Origin of the sequence: Streptomyces scabichelini (assembly GCF_011045015.1) — a bacterium.
Lineage (GTDB): Bacteria > Actinomycetota > Actinomycetes > Streptomycetales > Streptomycetaceae > Streptomyces > Streptomyces scabichelini.
In genome coordinates, this window is the sequence record NZ_JAAKZY010000096.1 from 19,326 (window position 1) to 37,180 (window position 17,855).

The 17,855-nt window shown below is 69.8% G+C and carries 19 protein-coding genes and 1 pseudogene; 1 reads left to right on the forward strand and 19 read right to left on the reverse strand.

Features of this window, described 5'->3' with window-relative positions:
- Positions 1 to 79: 79 nt before the first annotated feature.
- The 15 genes from G5C60_RS27295 to proS all read right to left on the reverse strand — a co-directional run bounded on the left by G5C60_RS27295 (position 80) and on the right by proS (position 11,829).
- Positions 80 to 1,705, reverse strand: coding sequence for a YifB family Mg chelatase-like AAA ATPase (locus G5C60_RS27295; protein ID WP_165263580.1), 1,626 nt, complete (start codon positions 1,703 to 1,705; stop codon positions 80 to 82).
- Positions 1,705 to 2,067: a YraN family protein gene (locus tag G5C60_RS27300; protein ID WP_165263581.1), complete on the reverse strand. Its 363-nt coding sequence runs from the start codon at positions 2,065 to 2,067 to the stop codon at positions 1,705 to 1,707. Before G5C60_RS27300 ends, G5C60_RS27295 begins: the two co-directional genes overlap by 1 nt.
- Before the next feature lie 110 nt (positions 2,068 to 2,177).
- On the reverse strand, positions 2,178 to 2,486 hold the full coding sequence (locus G5C60_RS27305; protein ID WP_003993268.1) for a DUF2469 domain-containing protein: 309 nt from the start codon (positions 2,484 to 2,486) through the stop codon (positions 2,178 to 2,180).
- A 55-nt stretch (positions 2,487 to 2,541) separates the two neighbouring features.
- Positions 2,542 to 3,093: an NUDIX hydrolase gene (locus tag G5C60_RS27310; RefSeq protein WP_420907415.1), complete on the reverse strand. Its 552-nt coding sequence runs from the start codon at positions 3,091 to 3,093 to the stop codon at positions 2,542 to 2,544.
- A gap of 22 nt (positions 3,094 to 3,115) precedes the next feature.
- Positions 3,116 to 3,862: a signal peptidase I gene (gene lepB, locus G5C60_RS27315; RefSeq protein WP_165263582.1), complete on the reverse strand. Its 747-nt coding sequence runs from the start codon at positions 3,860 to 3,862 to the stop codon at positions 3,116 to 3,118.
- Between the two features lie 81 nt (positions 3,863 to 3,943).
- Positions 3,944 to 4,888, reverse strand: coding sequence for a signal peptidase I (gene lepB / locus G5C60_RS27320; protein WP_165263583.1), 945 nt, complete (start codon positions 4,886 to 4,888; stop codon positions 3,944 to 3,946).
- On the reverse strand, positions 4,797 to 5,858 hold the full coding sequence (gene lepB, locus G5C60_RS27325) for a signal peptidase I (RefSeq protein ID WP_165263584.1): 1,062 nt from the start codon (positions 5,856 to 5,858) through the stop codon (positions 4,797 to 4,799). Before lepB (G5C60_RS27325) ends, lepB (G5C60_RS27320) begins: the two co-directional genes overlap by 92 nt.
- A complete protein-coding gene (gene lepB, locus G5C60_RS27330) occupies positions 5,851 to 6,609 on the reverse strand; it encodes a signal peptidase I (RefSeq protein WP_165263585.1) in 759 nt (252 codons plus the stop codon). Before lepB (G5C60_RS27330) ends, lepB (G5C60_RS27325) begins: the two co-directional genes overlap by 8 nt.
- A 44-nt stretch (positions 6,610 to 6,653) precedes the next feature.
- Entirely contained in the window at positions 6,654 to 7,004 is a 351-nt protein-coding gene (rplS, locus tag G5C60_RS27335; RefSeq protein WP_165263586.1) for a 50S ribosomal protein L19, read from the reverse strand.
- Between the two features lie 134 nt (positions 7,005 to 7,138).
- Positions 7,139 to 7,972 (reverse strand): tRNA (guanosine(37)-N1)-methyltransferase TrmD, encoded by an 834-nt coding sequence (gene trmD / locus G5C60_RS27340; protein WP_165263587.1) that lies wholly within the window; start codon positions 7,970 to 7,972, stop codon positions 7,139 to 7,141.
- Positions 7,972 to 8,562, reverse strand: coding sequence for a ribosome maturation factor RimM (rimM, locus tag G5C60_RS27345; protein WP_165263588.1), 591 nt, complete (start codon positions 8,560 to 8,562; stop codon positions 7,972 to 7,974). Before rimM ends, trmD begins: the two co-directional genes overlap by 1 nt.
- 106 nt (positions 8,563 to 8,668) lie before the next feature.
- Complete coding sequence (locus G5C60_RS27350; protein WP_014176063.1) at positions 8,669 to 8,908, reverse strand: RNA-binding protein; 240 nt, start codon at positions 8,906 to 8,908, stop codon at positions 8,669 to 8,671.
- Positions 8,909 to 8,910: 2 nt separating this feature from the next.
- Positions 8,911 to 9,339, reverse strand: coding sequence for a 30S ribosomal protein S16 (rpsP, locus tag G5C60_RS27355; RefSeq protein WP_165263589.1), 429 nt, complete (start codon positions 9,337 to 9,339; stop codon positions 8,911 to 8,913).
- Between the two features lie 226 nt (positions 9,340 to 9,565).
- The gene (locus G5C60_RS27360) at positions 9,566 to 10,162 is read right to left on the reverse strand and encodes a hypothetical protein (RefSeq protein ID WP_165263590.1); all 597 of its coding nucleotides are present in this window, start codon (positions 10,160 to 10,162) and stop codon (positions 9,566 to 9,568) included.
- A gap of 251 nt (positions 10,163 to 10,413) precedes the next feature.
- Complete coding sequence (proS, locus tag G5C60_RS27365; RefSeq protein WP_165263591.1) at positions 10,414 to 11,829, reverse strand: proline--tRNA ligase; 1,416 nt, start codon at positions 11,827 to 11,829, stop codon at positions 10,414 to 10,416.
- 234 nt (positions 11,830 to 12,063) lie between these two features.
- Here proS and G5C60_RS27370 point away from each other — a divergent pair, with 234 nt between their 5' ends.
- Complete coding sequence (locus G5C60_RS27370; RefSeq protein ID WP_165263592.1) at positions 12,064 to 12,921, forward strand: SAM-dependent methyltransferase; 858 nt, start codon at positions 12,064 to 12,066, stop codon at positions 12,919 to 12,921.
- A gap of 76 nt (positions 12,922 to 12,997) precedes the next feature.
- Here G5C60_RS27370 and ffh read toward each other — a convergent pair whose 3' ends face one another.
- The 4 genes and pseudogenes from ffh to G5C60_RS27390 all read right to left on the reverse strand — a co-directional run.
- Positions 12,998 to 14,551 carry a signal recognition particle protein gene (ffh, locus tag G5C60_RS27375; RefSeq protein WP_165263593.1) on the reverse strand — a complete coding sequence of 518 codons (1,554 nt, stop codon included), beginning with the start codon at positions 14,549 to 14,551 and terminating at the stop codon, positions 12,998 to 13,000.
- Positions 14,552 to 14,721: 170 nt separating this feature from the next.
- Positions 14,722 to 17,196 (reverse strand): [protein-PII] uridylyltransferase, encoded by a 2,475-nt coding sequence (locus G5C60_RS27380; protein WP_165263594.1) that lies wholly within the window; start codon positions 17,194 to 17,196, stop codon positions 14,722 to 14,724.
- Positions 17,197 to 17,218: 22 nt separating this feature from the next.
- Positions 17,219 to 17,557 carry a P-II family nitrogen regulator gene (locus G5C60_RS27385; RefSeq protein WP_165263595.1) on the reverse strand — a complete coding sequence of 113 codons (339 nt, stop codon included), beginning with the start codon at positions 17,555 to 17,557 and terminating at the stop codon, positions 17,219 to 17,221.
- Positions 17,554 to 17,855: pseudogene (locus G5C60_RS27390) on the reverse strand (ammonium transporter); the annotation flags it as partial. The gene G5C60_RS27385 and the pseudogene G5C60_RS27390, both read right to left, overlap by 4 nt.

Genomic DNA, 17,855 nt, shown 5'->3' on the forward strand with positions numbered 1-17,855 from the left:
CGCCGGCCGTTCCCGCTCACGGGCTCGCTGTCCCTACGCGCGCGCTCGCTGCCCCCGCTCACGCGCTCGTCGTTCCCGCTCACGACAGCGCTCCGATCGCCATCGGCACGCCCTGTGGGACCCCGGTGCGCAGTTGCAGGGCGAGGGCGACGTCCGTGGGGTCGGGCCGGTCGTGGCCGACGAGGTCCGCGATGGTCCAGGCGACGCGCAGCACGCGGTCGAGGCCGCGCGCGGTGAGAAGGCCGCGCTCCAGGCCCCGCTCGGCTTCGTCCATCGCGCCGATCGAGGCGTACCACCGGCTGCGCAGTTCGCGCCCCGGAACCTCGCTGTTCGTCCGCCACGGTGTGCCCGTGAGGCGTGCGGCCGCGCGTTCCCTGGCCTCTCGTACCCGGTTGGCGACCGTCGAGGTGGATTCGCCCCGCATGCCGGCGTCGATCAGCGCCGAGCGCGTGACGCGGTCCACCTCGACCCTCAGGTCGACCCGATCGAGCAGTGGACCGGAGAGCCGGGCCTGGTAGCGGCGGACCATCGGAGTAGAGCACTCGCACGAGTTGCCCGTCTTCGAGAAGCGGCCACAGGGGCACGGATTGGCCGCAAGCACCATCAGGAATCGCGCCGGGAAACGCACGACACCCGCGGTGCGCGCGATCACGACGTGTCCCGCCTCCAAGGGCTGGCGCAGCGCGTCCAGCGCCCGGCTGCTGAACTCTGGAGTTTCGTCCAGAAAAAGCACCCCGCGGTGAGACAGCGACACCGCGCCGGGCCGTGCGATTCCCTGGCCGCCACCGACCAGCGACTGCATCGTCGCCGAGTGGTGGGGTGCGCAGTAGGGCGGAACGTCGATGAGCGGCTTTCCCGGAGGGAGCAGGCCCGCGACGGAATGGACGGCCGTGACCTCCAGCGACTCCTCCCTGCTGAGCCGCGGCAGGATGGCGGGCAGTCGCTCGGCGAGCATCGTCTTGCCTGCACCCGGCGGGCCCTCCAGGAACAGATGGTGGCCACCGGCCGCGGCGACCTCCACCGCCGTACGTGCCGAAATCTGGCCGACGACATCGGCGAGGTCATGGCCTTGGTCGTGCTGCGCGGCGCCCATGCTGTGCATGCCGGTGGCCGCACCCGTGCCCGGCATGCGCAGGCCCGCGAGGAGTGGATCCGGGCGGCCCTGCTCGTCCTGTTCCTCGTCGGGCACCGGCTCGTCCGTGAGGACGGCGATCAGCTGGCGCAGGCTGCGGACGCCGAGCACCGACACACCGGGCACCAAGGAGGCCTCGGCCGCCGCGCACTCGGGCACCACCACCTGTTCGTATCCGGCGTCCGCCGCGGCCAGCACCGCCGGCAGTACGCCCCGTACCGGCCGCACCCGGCCGTCCAGGCCCAGCTCCCCGATCATCACGATGTCGCAGAGCACCCGTGGATCGATCCGCTCGGAGGCTCCCAGTACGGCGCAGGCGACGGCCAAGTCGAATCCACTGCCGCCCTTCGGTACCGACGCCGGGCTGAGACCGACCGTGAGCTTCTTCTGGGGCCACTCGCCGCCGGAGTTGACCACGGCGGCCCTCACTCGGTCCTTGCTTTCGGTCAGGCTCTTGTCGGGCAGTCCCACCAGCGTGAATGCCGCGACCCCCGGCTCCAGGTCCGCCTGGACCTCGACGACGACACCTTCGACGCCGACCAGCGCCACCGAGCACGTACGGGCGAATCCCATCAGGCCACCCCTCGCACATGCTCGACCACGGGTGCGCCGCGGTCGGGAAGAAGGACGCCCACGAGATCGATCCGTACGCCGCCGGGTGGAGCGCCTCCGTGTTCCTGCAGCCAGCGCTCGGCCAGGCCCCGCAGTCGCTCCGCCTTGAGGGGCGTGACGGCGGCCATCGGGTGCTCGAAGGCACCGGCCCGGCGGGTCTTGACCTCACAGACGACCACCGCGTCGCCGTCGCGGGCCACGATGTCGATCTCACCGGTCCTGCCACAGCGCCAGTTGCGCTCCAGGATCGTCATCCCGGCCTCGCCCAGCCGCCGCGCGGCCAGGTCCTCGCCGTACTTGCCGAGTGCATTGCGTGCGTTCATGTCGGCACCACCTCCGGCGCCAACATTGAGCCCACGACGGCTCGCTATTGGATCTTGGTGGATGGCCCGCCGGTTGTGGACAACTCCGTCACCCGGCAGAGCGTCCGGCGTCAGCCGCTCGGCAGCTCGAGATCGCTCTTGTTCAGCTCCTCAATGTTCACGTCCTTGAATGTGAGCACCCGTACCTGCTTCACGAAACGAGCAGGCCGGTACATGTCCCACACCCAGGCGTCCGCCATGGACACCTCGAAAAACACCTCGCCCTGGACCGAGTGGACCTGCATCTCGTAGTCGTTGGTGAGGTAGAAGCGCCGTTCAGTCTCGATCACGTATTTGAACAGACCGACGACATCGCGGTACTCCCGGTAGAGCTTCAGCTCCATCTCGGTCTCGTACTTCTCGAGGTCCTCGGCGCTCATGGCATGTTCCCCTTCAGCCGTGCGTCCCCCTATTGTGCGTCAGCCCCGCGAGCCCCTAGACGATTTCAGTGTCGAGGATCTCGGGCCTGGCCGGGGGCCCCTCGTCGAGCAGCCTGCGCAGCAGCTCGGCGAGTCTGGTCGGATACACCGTCTCATGTGCCTGGATGAGTTCCTGGCACGTCCACCAGCGTGCTCCGGCGACACTGCGCCGTTCCAGCTCCGTCAGGCCCAGGGCCTCGGGCACCACCCTGGGCGTACTGGCCGTACGGGCCAGGTAGTACCACTCGTCCTGGTCCCAGCGACGCCCCGCGAACGGGAAGGAGCACGTTCGCCGCCACAGCACCGGGCCGAGCTCGACCTCGGTGATGCCGGTCTCCTCCGCGAGTTCCCGCAATGCGGCCTCCTCGCGCGTCTCGTCGCCTTCCACGCCGCCGCCCGGCGTGAACCACCAGTTGTCCGAGGGGTCCTCGGGCTCGTGGCCGTACAGCAGCAGGATGCGCCCTTGCGGATCGAGCAGCACCACCCGGGCGACTTTCCGCAGCTCACCGAGCCCTTCGGGGCCTTCAGGCAGCAGCTCACCCGGCTCCCCGCGCTCCTCGGCCGACAGCTCGCCCACCTCCTCCGGCACCTCAGCCGGCAAGAACCTGCTCCTTCGCCCCCGTGCTACTCCGCCGCCGCGCCGCGCGCTTGGTGAGCGGCCCGTACGCCGCTCCGCCGAGGACGAGCACCGCGCCCGCCACGATCGCGCCGACGACCAGACGCAGGGGCCCGGGCTGGGAGATGCCGCCGAGCGCCTCGAAGCCGGTGGCGCTCTCCAGCATGCCGTTCATGGGCCACACCACCGAGTCGACCCGCGCGTTCACCGCGCCGCGCGGCACCGAGCCGCTGCCGGCCTCCGTGAGGTGGGCGGTCGAGTCGAGAGAGCCACTGCGCTCGTCACCGAGCAGGAAGAGCCGGCCCTCGGGCACCGTGACGTTCGGAATCTTGCTCGCCTCGGCCTCGGTGCCCTTGGGCAGATACCCTTCTTCGATCTTCTTGCCGTTGACGGTCAGTTTGCCGTCCGTGCAGCAGGCGACCGTGTCGCCGCCCACCGCGACGACCCGCTTGACCATGGGGACGTTCCCCCAGCTGGACTGCTTGAAGACGACGACGTCGCCGCGCTTGACCTCACCGCCGTCGATCCGCTCGGCGAGGACCCGGTCGCCGGCCGCGATGGTGGGCGACATCGAGTCGGTCGGCACGGTGTACGGCTGGTAGACGATCGCGCCCCAGGCGAATCCTCCGAGGAAGAGCACACAGCCGAGGGCCACGGCCAGCCCCGACAGCGTGCTGCCGAGCCGTCCGTGGCCCTCGTCCGTACGACCTGTCTGGCTCATCCCAGTGCTCCCCCAACTCGGAGAATCGATCCCGGGGCCCCGCTTCGGAGCCGCGTAAGATCAGCGATCTGGGACGGCACCCTACCCGGCGGTACCGGCCCCAGAAACCCTGGGGTTTCCGACGGTACGGCGGCGCCTGCGCCACAGCACCAGGGGCAGTGCGCCCGTGAGACCGAGCGCGGCCGGAGCCGCGGCGCTGAGGCCCTGGTCGAAGGTGTCCGGCACAGGAAGCGTGGACCAGCGGGTGGGCGGCCAGGCGACCACGATGGCGCGGCCGACGACGTTGTCCACGGGGACGAAGCCGTCGTTGTCGTCCTGCTGGTGGTAGCGGGAGTCCAGCGAGTTCTGCCGGTGGTCACCCATGACCCAGATTTTGCCTTCGGGTACCTTCAGCTTGAACTGGCCGCCCGTCTCGTCCACGCTGCACGGCGTGTTCCCGCGGTACACATAGGGCTCGTTCAGCGCCTTGCCGTTGACCTTCAGGGGGCCGGTGCCCTTGCACTCGACGGTGTCGCCGCCGACCGCGACGACCCGCTTGATGAGGTCCTTCTCGTCGGCGGACGGCATCAGGCCGATCCAGCTCAGGGCCGTCTGGATCGCGTTCGGATTCGGGGTCGGCTCGCCCGCCAGCCAGTTGTCGGGGTCGTGGAACACGACGACCTCGCCTCGCTCGGGCTCGGAGCCGAACCACGGGGTGAGCTTGTCGACCAGGACGCGGTCACCCTGCTGGAGGGTGTTCTGCATCGAGTCCGAGGGGATCGAGAACGCCTGCACCAGGAAGGTCTTGATCAGCAGCGCGAGGATCAGCGCGATACCGATGAGGAGCGGCAGTTCCTTCCAGAAGGACCGCGGCTTCTTCGGCTGCGGAGCGTCCTCGCCCTGCTCGTTCCTGTCACTGCCGTCTCCGGAGTCACCTCCGGAGGCCACGGTGTCCTCAGCGGCCGGGGGAGCCGTCTCTTCCGGTCGCTCCGGTTTCTCCTCCGGACCCTCGTGTCCGGACCGTGCTCCGACCGCCAAATCCCCCACATCCACTCCTCACTCCGTGCCGCCGCCCACGCCGGATCCGACGCAGGCCCACCACTCCCATAACGAGCGGGAGTTCCGCAGGGCTCGGGAGCGGGATCAATCCGTATCGATCCGCATTGGCCACCCTATGCGACGCACCGAGGGCGGTGGCCGACCCGCCGGGCGCGTCGGGCACGGACGCATAGGTGTCAGGTTCCTCCAGGCGTCGCCAGTGGCCGATGGGCCAGGCGATGACCATGGCGCGGCCGACGACCTCTTCCTCGGAGACCGTGCCGTTGAACGCCTCCGTGCGGTGGAAGCGGGAGTCGGCGGAGTTGGACCGGTGGTCGCCCATGACCCAGAGACGGCCCTTGGGCACCTTCACCTCGAACTGGAACGAGGAGGGTTTGTTGCCGGGATGGATGTACGCCTCATTGAGGGGCATGCCGTTGACGGTGACGCGGCCCTGGGTGTCGCAGCACTTGACGGTGTCGCCGCCGACCGCGACGACCCGCTTGATGAGATCCCGTTCGTTCTCGGACGGCAGGAGCCCGATGAAGGTCAGCCCCTGCTTGACCTGCTTGACGACGATGGGGTCGTCCTTCTTCGCGACCGGCTGCTCGTCCTCGAGCCATCCCCCGGGGTCCTTGAAGACGACGACGTCGCCACGTGTGGGCTTCGAGCCGAACCACGGGGTGAGCTTGTCGACCAGGACGCGGTCGCCGATCCGGATCGTCTGCTCCATGGAGCCCGACGGGATCACGAAGGCCTGGACGAGGAACGTCTTCAGGACGAGGGCTATGAGCAGGGCGACACCTATGAGGAGCGGTATCTCCTTGATCGCCGAGCGCTGCCTGCGCCGCTTGACCTTGCGGGCGAGCTTGCGCCGCTCGGCGCGGCCCGGGCCCACGCGGCCACTGGTGGGCCGGTATCCGGTGGGCAGTCGGGTGTCGACGCGGTGGCTTCCGCGCGGTCGTCCTCGGTTACCCATGCGCACCGACCGCTTTTTTCGACTCGTCCGCCTCCGGGGCGGCCGCTCCTTCGCCGGCAGGCACGCGCGCGTAGGCATCGGCGGGGTGCAGACGGGTCCAGTGGTCCGTGGGCCAGGCGATCCAGTCGGCTCTGCCGATCACGTCACCGACGGGGACCATGCCGCCGCCCGGCGAACCCAGGTGGTCGCGGGAGTCGCTGGAGTCGCCGCGGTGGTCACCCAGGACAAACAGGGTGCCGTCGGGCACGACGACGTCGAAGGACACCTCGGACGGCTTGTTCCCCGGGTACAGAAACGTCGATTCGTCGACCGACCGGCCGTTCACCTCGATCCTCCCCTGCCTGTCGCAGCAGACCACATGGTCTCCCCCCACACCGACGACTCGCTTGATGTAGTCGGCGGTCCCGAAATGGCCGGTGCCGTCGAAGACGATGACGTCACCGCGCTTCGGCTCGGCACCGAAACGGTACGCCAACTTATTTACGAGAACGCGGTCCCCGATCCTCAATCCTGGCTCCATCGAACCACTGGGAATTTGGAACGGCTGCAACACAAAACGGCCCAAAAGCAGCAGAAAAACCAAGAAGAACAGCACGGCCAGACTGATACGTCCACCCGGAAGCCAGTCGGCGGCATGGGACACCAACGCGAAGCGCGACCGTCCTTCCGTCCCCTCTGTGTCCGAGATCTCCTCGGGTTCGGAAGGGCGGGAGGAGCGGTCGCGCTCCGTCGACTGTGCTTCGGTGTCCATCGGGCCAGATGCTATCCGGGCCCGATGTGAACCCCGGCGCGAGCTCAGCTCTCGCGCTTCTCCTTGATCTTCGCGGCCTTGCCGCGCAGGTCGCGCAGGTAGTACAGCTTGGCGCGACGGACGTCACCGCGGGTGACGAGCTCGATCTTCTCGACGATCGGGGTGTGCACCGGGAAGGTGCGCTCGACGCCGACGGAGAACGAGACCTTGCGGACCGTGAAGGTCTCACGGACGCCGGCGCCCTGGCGACGGATGACTACGCCCTTGAACTGCTGCACACGGGAGCGGTTGCCCTCGATGACGCGGACGTGGACGTTGACGGTGTCACCCGGGCGGAAGGCCGGGACGTCGCTGCGCAGCGACGCGGCGTCGACGGTGTCGAGCAGGTGAGACATGATCGTCTGCTTTCTTCGCTGATGCCACAGGTCATCAACGGGAGTTGAGTTTCCGAGAGGTGTGCTGCCGTGTCGGGGCGGGCGTCGTGTCCCCCTGTGGCAGGGGCGCACGCCGGACGACGTACAGCAGCGGTCTATTCTTCCACGTCCTCTGGCCTGCGCCAAAATCGGCCGGAGGGCTTCCCCTCCGGGTCCGGCGCCCAGCCCAGGATGGAGAGCATTTCGCGGTCCTTCTTGTCGAAGGCCGAGGGGTCGCAGCGCTCGATGAGGTCCGGCCTGTTGGCCGTCGTACGCCGCAGGGCCTCGTCCCGGCGCCAGCGGGCGATCTTCCCGTGGTGCCCGCTGAGCAGGACGTCCGGGATCCCGCGGCCACGCCACTGGGGCGGCTTCGTGTAGACGGGCCCCTCCAGGAGGCTGGCCATGGCGCCCGGCGCGAAGGAGTCGTCCCGGTGTGACTCGGCGTTGCCCAGGACGCCGGGCAGCAGCCGCGCCACGGCCTCCGTGATCACGAGTACCGCCGCCTCACCGCCGGCGAGGACATAGTCGCCGATGGACACCTCGTGGACGGGCATCCGGGTCGCGTACTCGTCGACGACGCGGCGGTCGATGCCTTCGTAGCGGGCGGGCATGAAGACCAGCCAGGGCCGGCGGGAGAGCTCGACAGCGAGCTCCTGGGTGAAGGGCCGCCCACTGGGCGTGGGGACGACCAGAGCGGGCTCATGAGAGCCCGTCTCGTAGCCGTCCGCGAGCACGGAGTCCAGGGCGTCGCCCCAGGGTTCGGTCTTCATGACCATGCCCGGGCCGCCGCCGTAGGGCGTGTCGTCGACGGTGCTGTGCCGGTCGTATGTCCACCGCCGCAGATCATGCACGTGCACATTCAGCTGTCCACGCGCGCGTGCCTTGCCGACGAGGGAGACGTTCAGGGGCTCCAGGTACTCGGGGAAGATCGTGACGACGTCGAGCCGCATTACGCCTCTTCCCCGGAGGACGCGTGGTCCGCTCCCGCAGCGGGCGCGTTTTCGGCATCCCTGGAAGACGCGATATCCGCCCGGTCGTCGATCAGCCCCGGCGGCGGGTCGATGACCGCCCGCTGCTCCTCCAGGTCGATCTCCACGACGATCTCCTCGACGAACGGGATCAGCGCCTCGCTGCCGTCGGCCCGCTCCACCACGAAGAGGTCCTGCGAGGGCAGATGCGAGATCTCCGTGATCCGCCCGACCTCGGTGCCGTCCTTGGTGACGACATCCAGGTCCATCAGCTGGTGGTCGTAGTACTCGTCGGGGTCTTCGGGCGTCTGGTCCGGGTCGATCTCGGCGATCAGCAGGGTGTTGCGCAGCGCCTCGGCGGCGTTCCGGTCCCGTACGCCCTCGAAGCGCAGCAGGAGCCGGCCGCTGTGCACCCGGCCCGTCTCGATGGTCAGCGGACCGGCCGAGGCGGGGTCCGTGGCCAGGACGGCGCCGGGCGCGAGCCGCAGTTCCGGCTCGTCGGTACGTACCTCGACGGTGACCTCGCCCTTGATGCCGTGGGCGCGGCCGACGCGAGCGACTACCAGCTGCACTGTGTTTGATCTCCTGTCGTGTTGCCTACGGCACTGCTTCGTAGACGACTACGGGCCGGGGACGGCCCAGTGGCCCTCCCCGGCCCGAGCCGGTGTTGCGATTACGTCAGCGAACCTGGTCCACGTCGACGAGGTCGACGCGGACTCCGCGGCCGCCGATGGCACCCACGACGGTGCGCAGGGCACGCGCGGTGCGGCCGTTGCGACCGATCACCTTGCCGAGGTCGTCGGGGTGGACCCGGACCTCGAGCACGCGCCCGCGGCGCAGGTTGCGCGAGGCGACCTGCACATCGTCAGGGTTGTCGACGATGCCCTTCACGAGGTGCTCGAGAGCCTCCTCGAGCATGCTCAGGCCTCGGTCGACTCAGAGGAAGAAGACTCGGCCTTGGCCTCGTCCTTCTTCTCAGCCTTCTTCTTCGGGGTGATGGCCTCACCCTTGCCCTCGTCCTCGCCACCGAGGGCCTCGAACGACGGGCGGGCGGCCTTCTCGGCCGGCTGCAGCAGCGGCGGCGGGGCGGGCTCGCCCTTGTACTTCTGCCAGTCGCCGGTCTTCTTCAGGATGGCGAGAACCGGCTCGGTCGGCTGGGCGCCGACGGACAGCCAGTACTGCGCGCGCTCGGAGTCCACCTCGATACGCGAGGGGTTCTGCACCGGGTGGTACAGACCGATCTCCTCGATGGCCCGGCCGTCACGGCGGGTACGGGAGTCGGCGACGACGATGCGGTAGTGAGGCGAACGGATCTTGCCCAGACGCTTCAGCTTGATCTTGACTGCCACGGAAGTGGTGTCTCCTGGTCTTGACGTGGTTGGGCACGGCGAGATTGCCGCGTGGGGTTGCGGTACCCGAGTGCCCGATGGACGCGTCAGCCGGAGGAGAGAGGGGTCCTGTGCGGCTGTCGAGTACAACCAGCCATTCTGCCATACGCGGACGGGCACGCCGAACCGGGACCGTGGCCGTCACCAGGACGGCCACGGGCGTCACCGTCCCCGTACAGGGCGCCGCTCAGCCCGCTGCGGCGCCGACCACCTCGGGGATGCGGAACGGCTTCCCGCAGCCGCCGCAGACGATGGGTGCCTGGGCGAGGACCGACGGGACGACGCGGACGTTGCGCCCGCAGTCGCAGACCGCCTTGACCCGGACGCCTCCTCCGGAAGAGCCGTGCCGGGCGGCAGGCCCCCGGAAGCTGCGGGCCGTGTCGGCGGCGGTCGCGGCGGTGTGCGCCTTGAGGGCGCGCGTCAGCCGCTCCATCGTCGGGCGGTAGCGCCGCTTCGCCTCGGGGCTGAGCGTGACCAGGGAGAAGCCACTGCTGGGATGCGGCTCCTCGGGGTGGTCGAGACCCAGCTCCTCGGCGATCGCGAGGAATCTGCGGTTGTGGTACCTGCCGGCGCGTGAGGTGTCTCGGACTCCTCTGGCGGCGGCGATGCCGTGGACTGCCTCATGAAGCAGTCGCTCGAAGGAGAGCTCGTGTCCGCAGGCGGACGACGACTCCCCGATCAGGGACTCTGGCGCGGCAAGATCCGGCAGTTCGGGGTGGTGCCGCTGAATGTCGGCCCACGCCCCTGCCAGCTCTGCGGCGAGAACAGGTGGTGTCGTGCTCACGTCGTGACAACGAGCCGGAGTGCCCCTGTGTTCCGATTCCGGGGCATCCCAAATAATTTGCACGTACCCGTCAGTTGCCGCTGATGCGTCCTGACGAGGGCGGGTGCGCTGATCTACGGAGAAGCCTCACAGCTCATACCAAGGCGGTACGTAGCTACACGTACGCCCCGACGCGTAGACGATGTCCGCGCGCCGGGGCACTTGTGGTCATCAGTTGCGCAAGAGGCGTTTCAGCCGCTCTCGTCGTCGCCTCAGTAAGCGCGCGCGACGACGGCGACGTTACCGGGTGCGTCCTCGGACTCGGGCACCGCCCCGTCCTCGGTGACCAGACAGCGTACGGTCACCGCGTGCTCGGCCAGCTTGGCCTCGCCCTCCGCGCCGAGGTCGGCCCAGGGGATGCGCGCCCAGCCGCCGGCGGCGGCCGCCTCGACGGCCTCCTCGATCGTCGACACCTCCGACGTACGCGACTCTCGGCGCTCGCGCGACTGCCGCAGAAGGAGCGCCTGGTCCTCTTCGAGGACAGTGGGCAGCAGGCCGGCGAGCGAGTCGATCGCCACCGGCTCCTTGCCTCCGGGGATGCGACGGGCCAGCATCGCGGTGCCGTTCTCCAGGTCACGGGGGCCGACCTCGATGCGTACGGGCACGCCCTTGAGCTCCCAGTCGACAACGCGGCGGCCGAACGGCGTGTCCGTGCGGTCGTCCACATGGACGCGTACACCGGCCGCCGCCAGCTGATCGCCGATCTCCCTGACCTTGGCCAGAACCGCTTCGTCACCCTTCACGGCGAGGACCACGGCCTGGACGGCGGCGAGGCGGGGCGGGACCCGGAGGCCGTCGTCGTCGCCGTGCATCATCACCAGGGCGCCGATCATGCGGGTCGTCGAGCCCCACGAGGTCTGCCAGACCAGTTCCTGCGTGCCTTCCTTGGACAGGAAGCGGGTGTTGAACGCCTTCGCGAAGTTCTGGCCGAGCTCGTGGCTCGTGCCCAGCTGGAGAGCCTTGCCGTCACCCATCATCCCTTCGAGCGTGAGGGTGTTGATGGCGCCCGCGAAGCGCTCCTTGACCGTCTTGCGGCCGAGGACGACGTCCATCGCGAGGGTGTTCTCCATGAAGTCCGCGTAGACGTGGCGCTGGATGCGGGCCGCGAAGTCTCGCGCTTCCTCGTACGTGGCGTGCGCCGTGTGCCCCTCCTGCCACAGGAACTCGGTCGTCCGCAGGAAAAGACGCGGCCGCAGCTCCCAACGCACCACGTTCCCCCACTGGTTGATCAGCAGCGGCAGATCGCGGTAGCTCTGCACCCACTTCGAGAAGTAGTCGTTGATGATCATCTCTGAGGTGGGGCGGACGACGGCGGGCTCCTCGAGCTCCTTGCCGCCGCCGTGCGTGACCACGGCCAGCTCGGGCGCGAAGCCCTCGACGTGGTCGGCCTCCCTGGCCAGGTACGACTGCGGGATCAGGAGCGGGAAGTACGCGTTCTGGGTGCCCGTCTCCTTGATGCGGGCATCCATGTCCTGCTGCATCCGCTCCCACAGGCCGTACCCGTACGGGCGGATCACCATGGTGCCGCGCACCGGCCCGTTGTCGGCCAGCTCGGCCTTGGTGATCAGGTCCTGGTACCAGCGCGGGAAATCGTCCGCCCGGGGTGTGAGAACAGGTGCCTTTGCCATGGTGCGAAGGGTACGGCGGCCACTGTCCCGACCGTGACCGAATTAATCCCGCGCGCGCCAACCAGACAGGGGCGCACTGAGGCGCATACAGGTGGCACACAAGCAGAGGCCCGAAACCCCTGGACGCCACGACGAGCGCGGAGTTTCCTGGCATACGGGGGTAGTGCGAGCGCACTGCACGGGGGCACAGGAAACGGGGCACAGCAGCAACTCTCGGTGGATTGGGGCGCTTTAATGACACCTACGCTCGTGCGGCAGCACCTACCTCACACGGGACCGACGCCCCGTGTGGACCCGTGTGCACGCGCGCGTGACTGGGCCGAGATCCAGGAACGGATGCTCGTCCCGCTCTACGAGGCCATCTACGAACGACTCGAAGTAGGCCCCTCGACCCGGCTGCTCGGCCTCGGCTGCGGCTCCGGGCTCGCCCTTCTGATGGCGGCGTCACGGGGCGCCGCGGTCACCGGTGTCGACTCGTGTACGCCCGAACGGCTGGCCCTCGCGCGGGAACGTTTGCTGCCCGAGGCGTGGGGCACGCGCGCGCGTGCCGGCGTACGACTGGTCGACGGTGACCCCAAGGACGCGGCCGACGCGGAGACGCCCGCGTACAACCTGGTGACCGCCTTCGAACCGATCGGCTGTATGGCCGGGGACTCCGAAGGGCTCGGTGAGCTCCTGTCCGCCGCGACACCGCTCGCCGCCCGCGGGACCCCGGTGGTGCTCCTCGGTTGGGGTCCGCCGGAACGTTGCACCACCTCGTCCGTGCTGCGGGTCGCCACCAAGCTGGCGGATCCCCTGCGCAGTACGGGGAGTTGGCGCCCCGCCCGGCGGGACGACCTGGAAGAGGTCGCCCAGCGGTCCGGCCTGAGGCCCGACGGATCCGGGCGAGTGGCCTGTCCCTTCGGGTACGCCGACATGGACAACGCGGTCCGCGGACTGCTGTCCACGGGCCTCTTCGACGCGGCCGTCGCCGCGACGGACCAGGCCCAGGTCGACAAGGAGCTGACGGAAGCGCTCCATCCGCATCAGCGGCGTGACGGGACGGTGTGGATGCCGAATGTGTTCCGGTACCTGATCGCGCGTACGCCATAAGGAGTGGGGGTCCCATTACGTCGCTGGGGGCGCTCTCCCGAAGGAGGGCGCCCCCAGCGACGTACGAGAAAACCCGTCAGCCCATGAACTTCTTGAACTCGTCGGGGAGTTCGAAGTCCTGCGGCTGCTGGCCCCCCGGCAGGCCGAGGGCGCCGCCGGCCTGGCTCGCGGCCTCGCGGCGCGCCGCGGCCTCCTGCTCCTGCTGCTTGCGCTTCATGGGATTGCCGGAGCGCTGCTTGCCCTTGGCCTTCTTGGGCTGCTTCTTCGTCCGCCCTGCACCGCCGCCCGAGCCCGGCATCCCGGGCATACCCGGCATGCCGCCGCCCTGGGCCATGCGGGACATCATCTTGCGGGCCTCGAAGAACCGCTCGACGAGGCCCTTGACCGCACTGACATCGACACCGGAACCCTTGGCGATACGCGCACGCCGCGAGCCGTTGATGATCGTCGGCTCCTGGCGCTCGGCCGGAGTCATCGACTTGATGATCGCGGCCGTGCGGTCGACGTCGCGCTCGTCGAGGTTGTTGATCTGGTCCTTGATCTGCCCCATGCCCGGGAGCATGCCGAGCAGCTTGGAGATGGAGCCCATCTTCCTGACCTGCTCCATCTGGTCCAGGAAGTCGTCGAGCGTGAAGTCCTTGCCCTTGCTGGAGGCCAGCTTGGAGGCCATCTTCTCGGCCTCTTGCTGCGAGAAGGTCTGCTCGGCCTTCTCGATCAGCGTGAGCATGTCGCCCATGCCGAGGATGCGGGACGCCATGCGGTCCGGGTGGAACGCGTCGAAGTCGTCCAGCTTCTCGCCGTTCGAGGCGAACATGATCTGGCGGCCGGTGACGTGCGCGATCGACAGCGCGGCACCACCGCGGGCGTCACCGTCGAGCTTCGACAGGACCACGCCGTCGAAGCCGACACCGTCACGGAAGGCCTCGGCGGTGTTGACCGCGTCCTGACCGATCATCGCGTCGACGACGAAGAGGACCTCGTCCGGCGAGACCGCGTCACGGATGTCGGCGGCCTGCTGCATCATCTCGGTGTCGATACCGAGGCGGCCCGCGGTGTCGACGATGACGACGTCGTGCTGCTTCTGCTTCGCGTACTCGATGGAGTCCTTGGCGACCTGGACCGGGTCGCCCACGCCGTTGCCCGGCTGGGGCGCGTAGATGCCGACGCCCGCGCGCTCGGCGACGACGCTCAGCTGGTTCACGGCGTTCGGGCGCTGGAGGTCGCAGGCGACGAGCACCGGGACGTGGCCCTGGCTCTGGAGCCACTTGCCGAGCTTTCCGGCGAGGGTCGTCTTACCGGAACCCTGCAGACCCGCGAGCATGATCACGGTCGGCGGCTGCTTGGCGAAGCGCAGGCGCCGGGTCTCGCCGCCGAGGATGCCGATGAGCTCCTCGTTGACGATCTTGATGACCTGCTGGGCCGGGTTCAGCGCCTGGGAGACCTCGGCACCGAGAGCCCTCTCCTTGACCTGCTTGATGAAGGCGCGCACCACCGGCAGCGCGACGTCCGCCTCCAGCAGTGCGATACGGATTTCACGCGCCGTGGCGTCGATGTCCGCCTCGGACAGGCGCCCCTTGCCGCGGAGGTTCTTGAATGTCGCTGCGAGGCGATCGGAAAGAGTGTCGAACACGGCGGTCGCGAATCCTCAAGTAGGGAGCGGGCGGACAGGGTCGCCCTCCAGGGTATCCGCACGCGCCAAGTGGGGTCTGCACCCCGTTCGTACGAAGCCGGGGGCGCCCCTCACGTCGTACGGAGCCGGGAGGCCCTCTCACGTTGTACGGAGCCGGAGGCGCCCCATGGCTACTCCCGCAGCGTCTCCTCCAGCGCCCGCGCCACCGAAGCCGCCTCCTCGCCCGGCAAGGGCGCCCCCTCGGGCCCCGTCACGTAGAAGGCGTCCACCGCGTTCGCCCCCAAAGTGCTGACATGCGCGCTGCGCACTCGTACGTTCGACTCCTCCAGAGCCCGCCCGATGCGGTGCAGGAGGCCGGGGGCGTCATGGGCGCGTACCTCGATGACCGTGGCGAGCCGGGAACCGGCGGAGGCGACGGTCACCCGGGGCGCCGGCGCGACGACGCCCCGCCGCCGGGGGTACGCGGCGTCGCGCTCGGCGAGCCGCCCGGCGATGTCGAGGGAGCCGTCGAGGGCGCGCACGAGGTCCGCGCGGAGCCGGGCGGCCTGCGGGAGCGAGCCGTACTCGGCGGCCACGCGCCAGTCGAGGAGCAGCACAGAGCCCTCCGAACCCGATGAGCCCTCGGAGTCCTGGACGGAGTCCGGCAGATCCAGCGCCCGCAGCTCCGCCGTGCGCACGGTGAGGCGGTGCATCGCGAGCACGCCGGCCACGGCGGGCAGCACCCCGGACTGGTCCGGCACCGCGATGAGCAGTTCCACGCCGAGGGGTTCCGGCTCGCCCGAGGGGTCCTCGGACGGCGGCTCGGTCTGGGCGCGCAGGGAGAGCACGGGGCTGCCCGTGCGGAAGGCCTCGATCGCGAGCCGCTCCTGCTCCGCGGTGGGCGCGGCGGTCTCCGGCTCCTCCGGGGCGTCCCCGGAGAGTACGGCCGAGACCCGCTTGACGAGGTCGGCCACCAGGGACGCGCGCCACGAGGACCAGGCGGCGGGCCCGGTGGCCAGCGCGTCCGCCTCCGTGAGCGCGTGCAGCAGCTCCAGCGTGCCCTGTGAGCCGACGGCCTCGGCGACCGAGCGCACGGTCGCCGGGTCCTCCAGGTCACGTCGGGTCGCCGTCTCGACGAGCAGCAGGTGATGGCGTACGAGGGAGGCGAGCGTCGCGACGTCCGTGCGGTCGAAACCGATGCGGGCGGCCACGTCGCGGGCGATGATCTCGCCGGCGACGGAATGGTCGCCGGGCCAGCCCTTGCCGATGTCGTGCAGCAGCGCGGCGACCAGGAGGAGGTCGGGGCGGCCGACGCGGCGGGTCAGCTCGGAGGCCTGCACCGCCGTCTCGATCAGGTGCCGGTCGACGGTCCAGACGTGCACGGCGTTGCGCTGCGGGCGGCAGCGTACGCGCTCCCAGTCGGGCAGCAGTCGGGTGATCAGCCCCTCCGCCTCCAGGGCCTCCCAGACCTCGATGGTCGGGTGGCCCGAGCCGAGCAGGGTGACGAGCTGTTCGCGGGCCTCGGCGGGCCAGGGCGTGGGGAGCGGGCGGGCGGCGGCGGCCATCCGGCGGACCGCGTGCAGCGAGAGCGGCAGTCCGGACTGGGCTGCCGCGGCGGCGGCGCGCAGCGGCAGTACGGGGTCGCGTTCGGGGCGGGCGGCGCGGGCGAGCACCACCTCGCCGTCCTGCTCAACGACGCCCTCCGCCAGCGGGGAACGCTCGGGGACCGGCTTCCCGCCGCCGAGCATGGCGCGCAGACGCGGGCGTACGGCGCGCGACTTGAGCACGCGCCCTACTTCACGCCAGGTGACGTCACTGGCGTACGAGATGACGCGGGCGGCCTCGTACACCTGGCGCAGCAGGGTGTCGGCGTCCAACAGGCCCAGTTCCGCGGCGACCTGGTCCTGCTCCTGGAGCGAGAGCCGGTCGGTTGCGCGCCCTGTGGCCAGGTGCAGGGCGTCACGGACGTCCAGGATCCTCTTGCGCGCGTCGGCGAGGCCCTCGCGCGGGGCGTCCGCGAGCCAGGAGGCCGCGACGGCGCGCAGCGCGGTGGCGTCGCGCAGTCCGCCGCGCGCTTCCTTGAGGTCCGGTTCGAGGAGGTACTGCAGTTCGCCCTGGCGCTCGGCCCGTTCAGCGCACAGTTCCTGGAGTTCGGGCAGGCGTTTGGGCGCCTGGTTGCGCCAGTCGGCGAGGACGGCCGTACGCAGTCCGGCGGTGAGGCCGAGGTCGCCCGCGAGGTGGCGGGCGTCGAGCAGGCCGAGTTGGACCTTGAGGTCCTCACCCGCGGTCTTGCGCGCCTCGGCCGGCGTACGGACGGAGTGGTCGAGGGCGAGGCCGAGGTCCCACACGGGGTACCAGATGCGGTCGGCGAGGGCGGCGACCGCGTCCGGGTCGGCACTGCCGTCGTGCAGGAGCAGCAGGTCGAGGTCGCTGCGGGGCGAGAGTTCGCCGCGCCCGTAGCCGCCGACGGCGATGAGCGAGACGCCGCGCAGTCCGGCGGCTCCGGCGTCGAAGAGGCCCGACAGCCAGTCGTCGGTCAGTTCGGCAAGGGCCGCACGGCGCGGCGGCCCGGACCGCGCCCCCTCCTGGAGGAGGCGCAGCCGGGCCGCCGCATAGCCGCTGGGTCCCGAGTCCTCTGCTTCCGTACGTACATCCGTACTCGTCACCCAGCGACTCCTGTTCTTCTCTTTACAGCGCGTCGGGTCCGCGCTCGCCGGTCCGGACCCGGACGGCCGTCTCGACCGGGATGGACCAGACCTTGCCGTCTCCGATCTTGCCGGTACGGGCCGCCTTGACGATGACGTCGACCAGCTGTTCGGCGTCGTCGTCCTCGGCCAGCACCTCGATGCGGATCTTGGGGACCAGGTCGACCGTGTACTCGGCGCCACGGTAGACCTCGGTGTGTCCCCGCTGCCGACCGTAGCCGCTGGCCTCGGTGACCGTCAGGCCGTGCACCCCGAAGGCCTGCAGGGCTTCCTTGATCTCGTCGAGCCTGTGGGGCTTCACGACTGCGGTGATGAGCTTCATGCGTCCACCTTCTTGGCCTGGGCCTCCTGAGTCGGGGCAGCAGGTGCGGAGCTGAACGACGAGCCACCGCCGCCACCGCTGAAGTCGTATGCGGTTTCGGCGTGCTCCGCCTGGTCGATGCCCGCGACCTCATCGTCCTCGCTGACCCGCATCCCGATCGTCTTGTCGATCAGGAAGGCGAGGACCGCGGAGGCGACGAGGGAGTAGGCGAGGACTGCGAAGACGCCGGCGCACTGCTTCCAGAACTGGTCCAGGCCGCCGCCGTAGAAGAGGCCCTGGACGTCGGACTGGCCGCCGC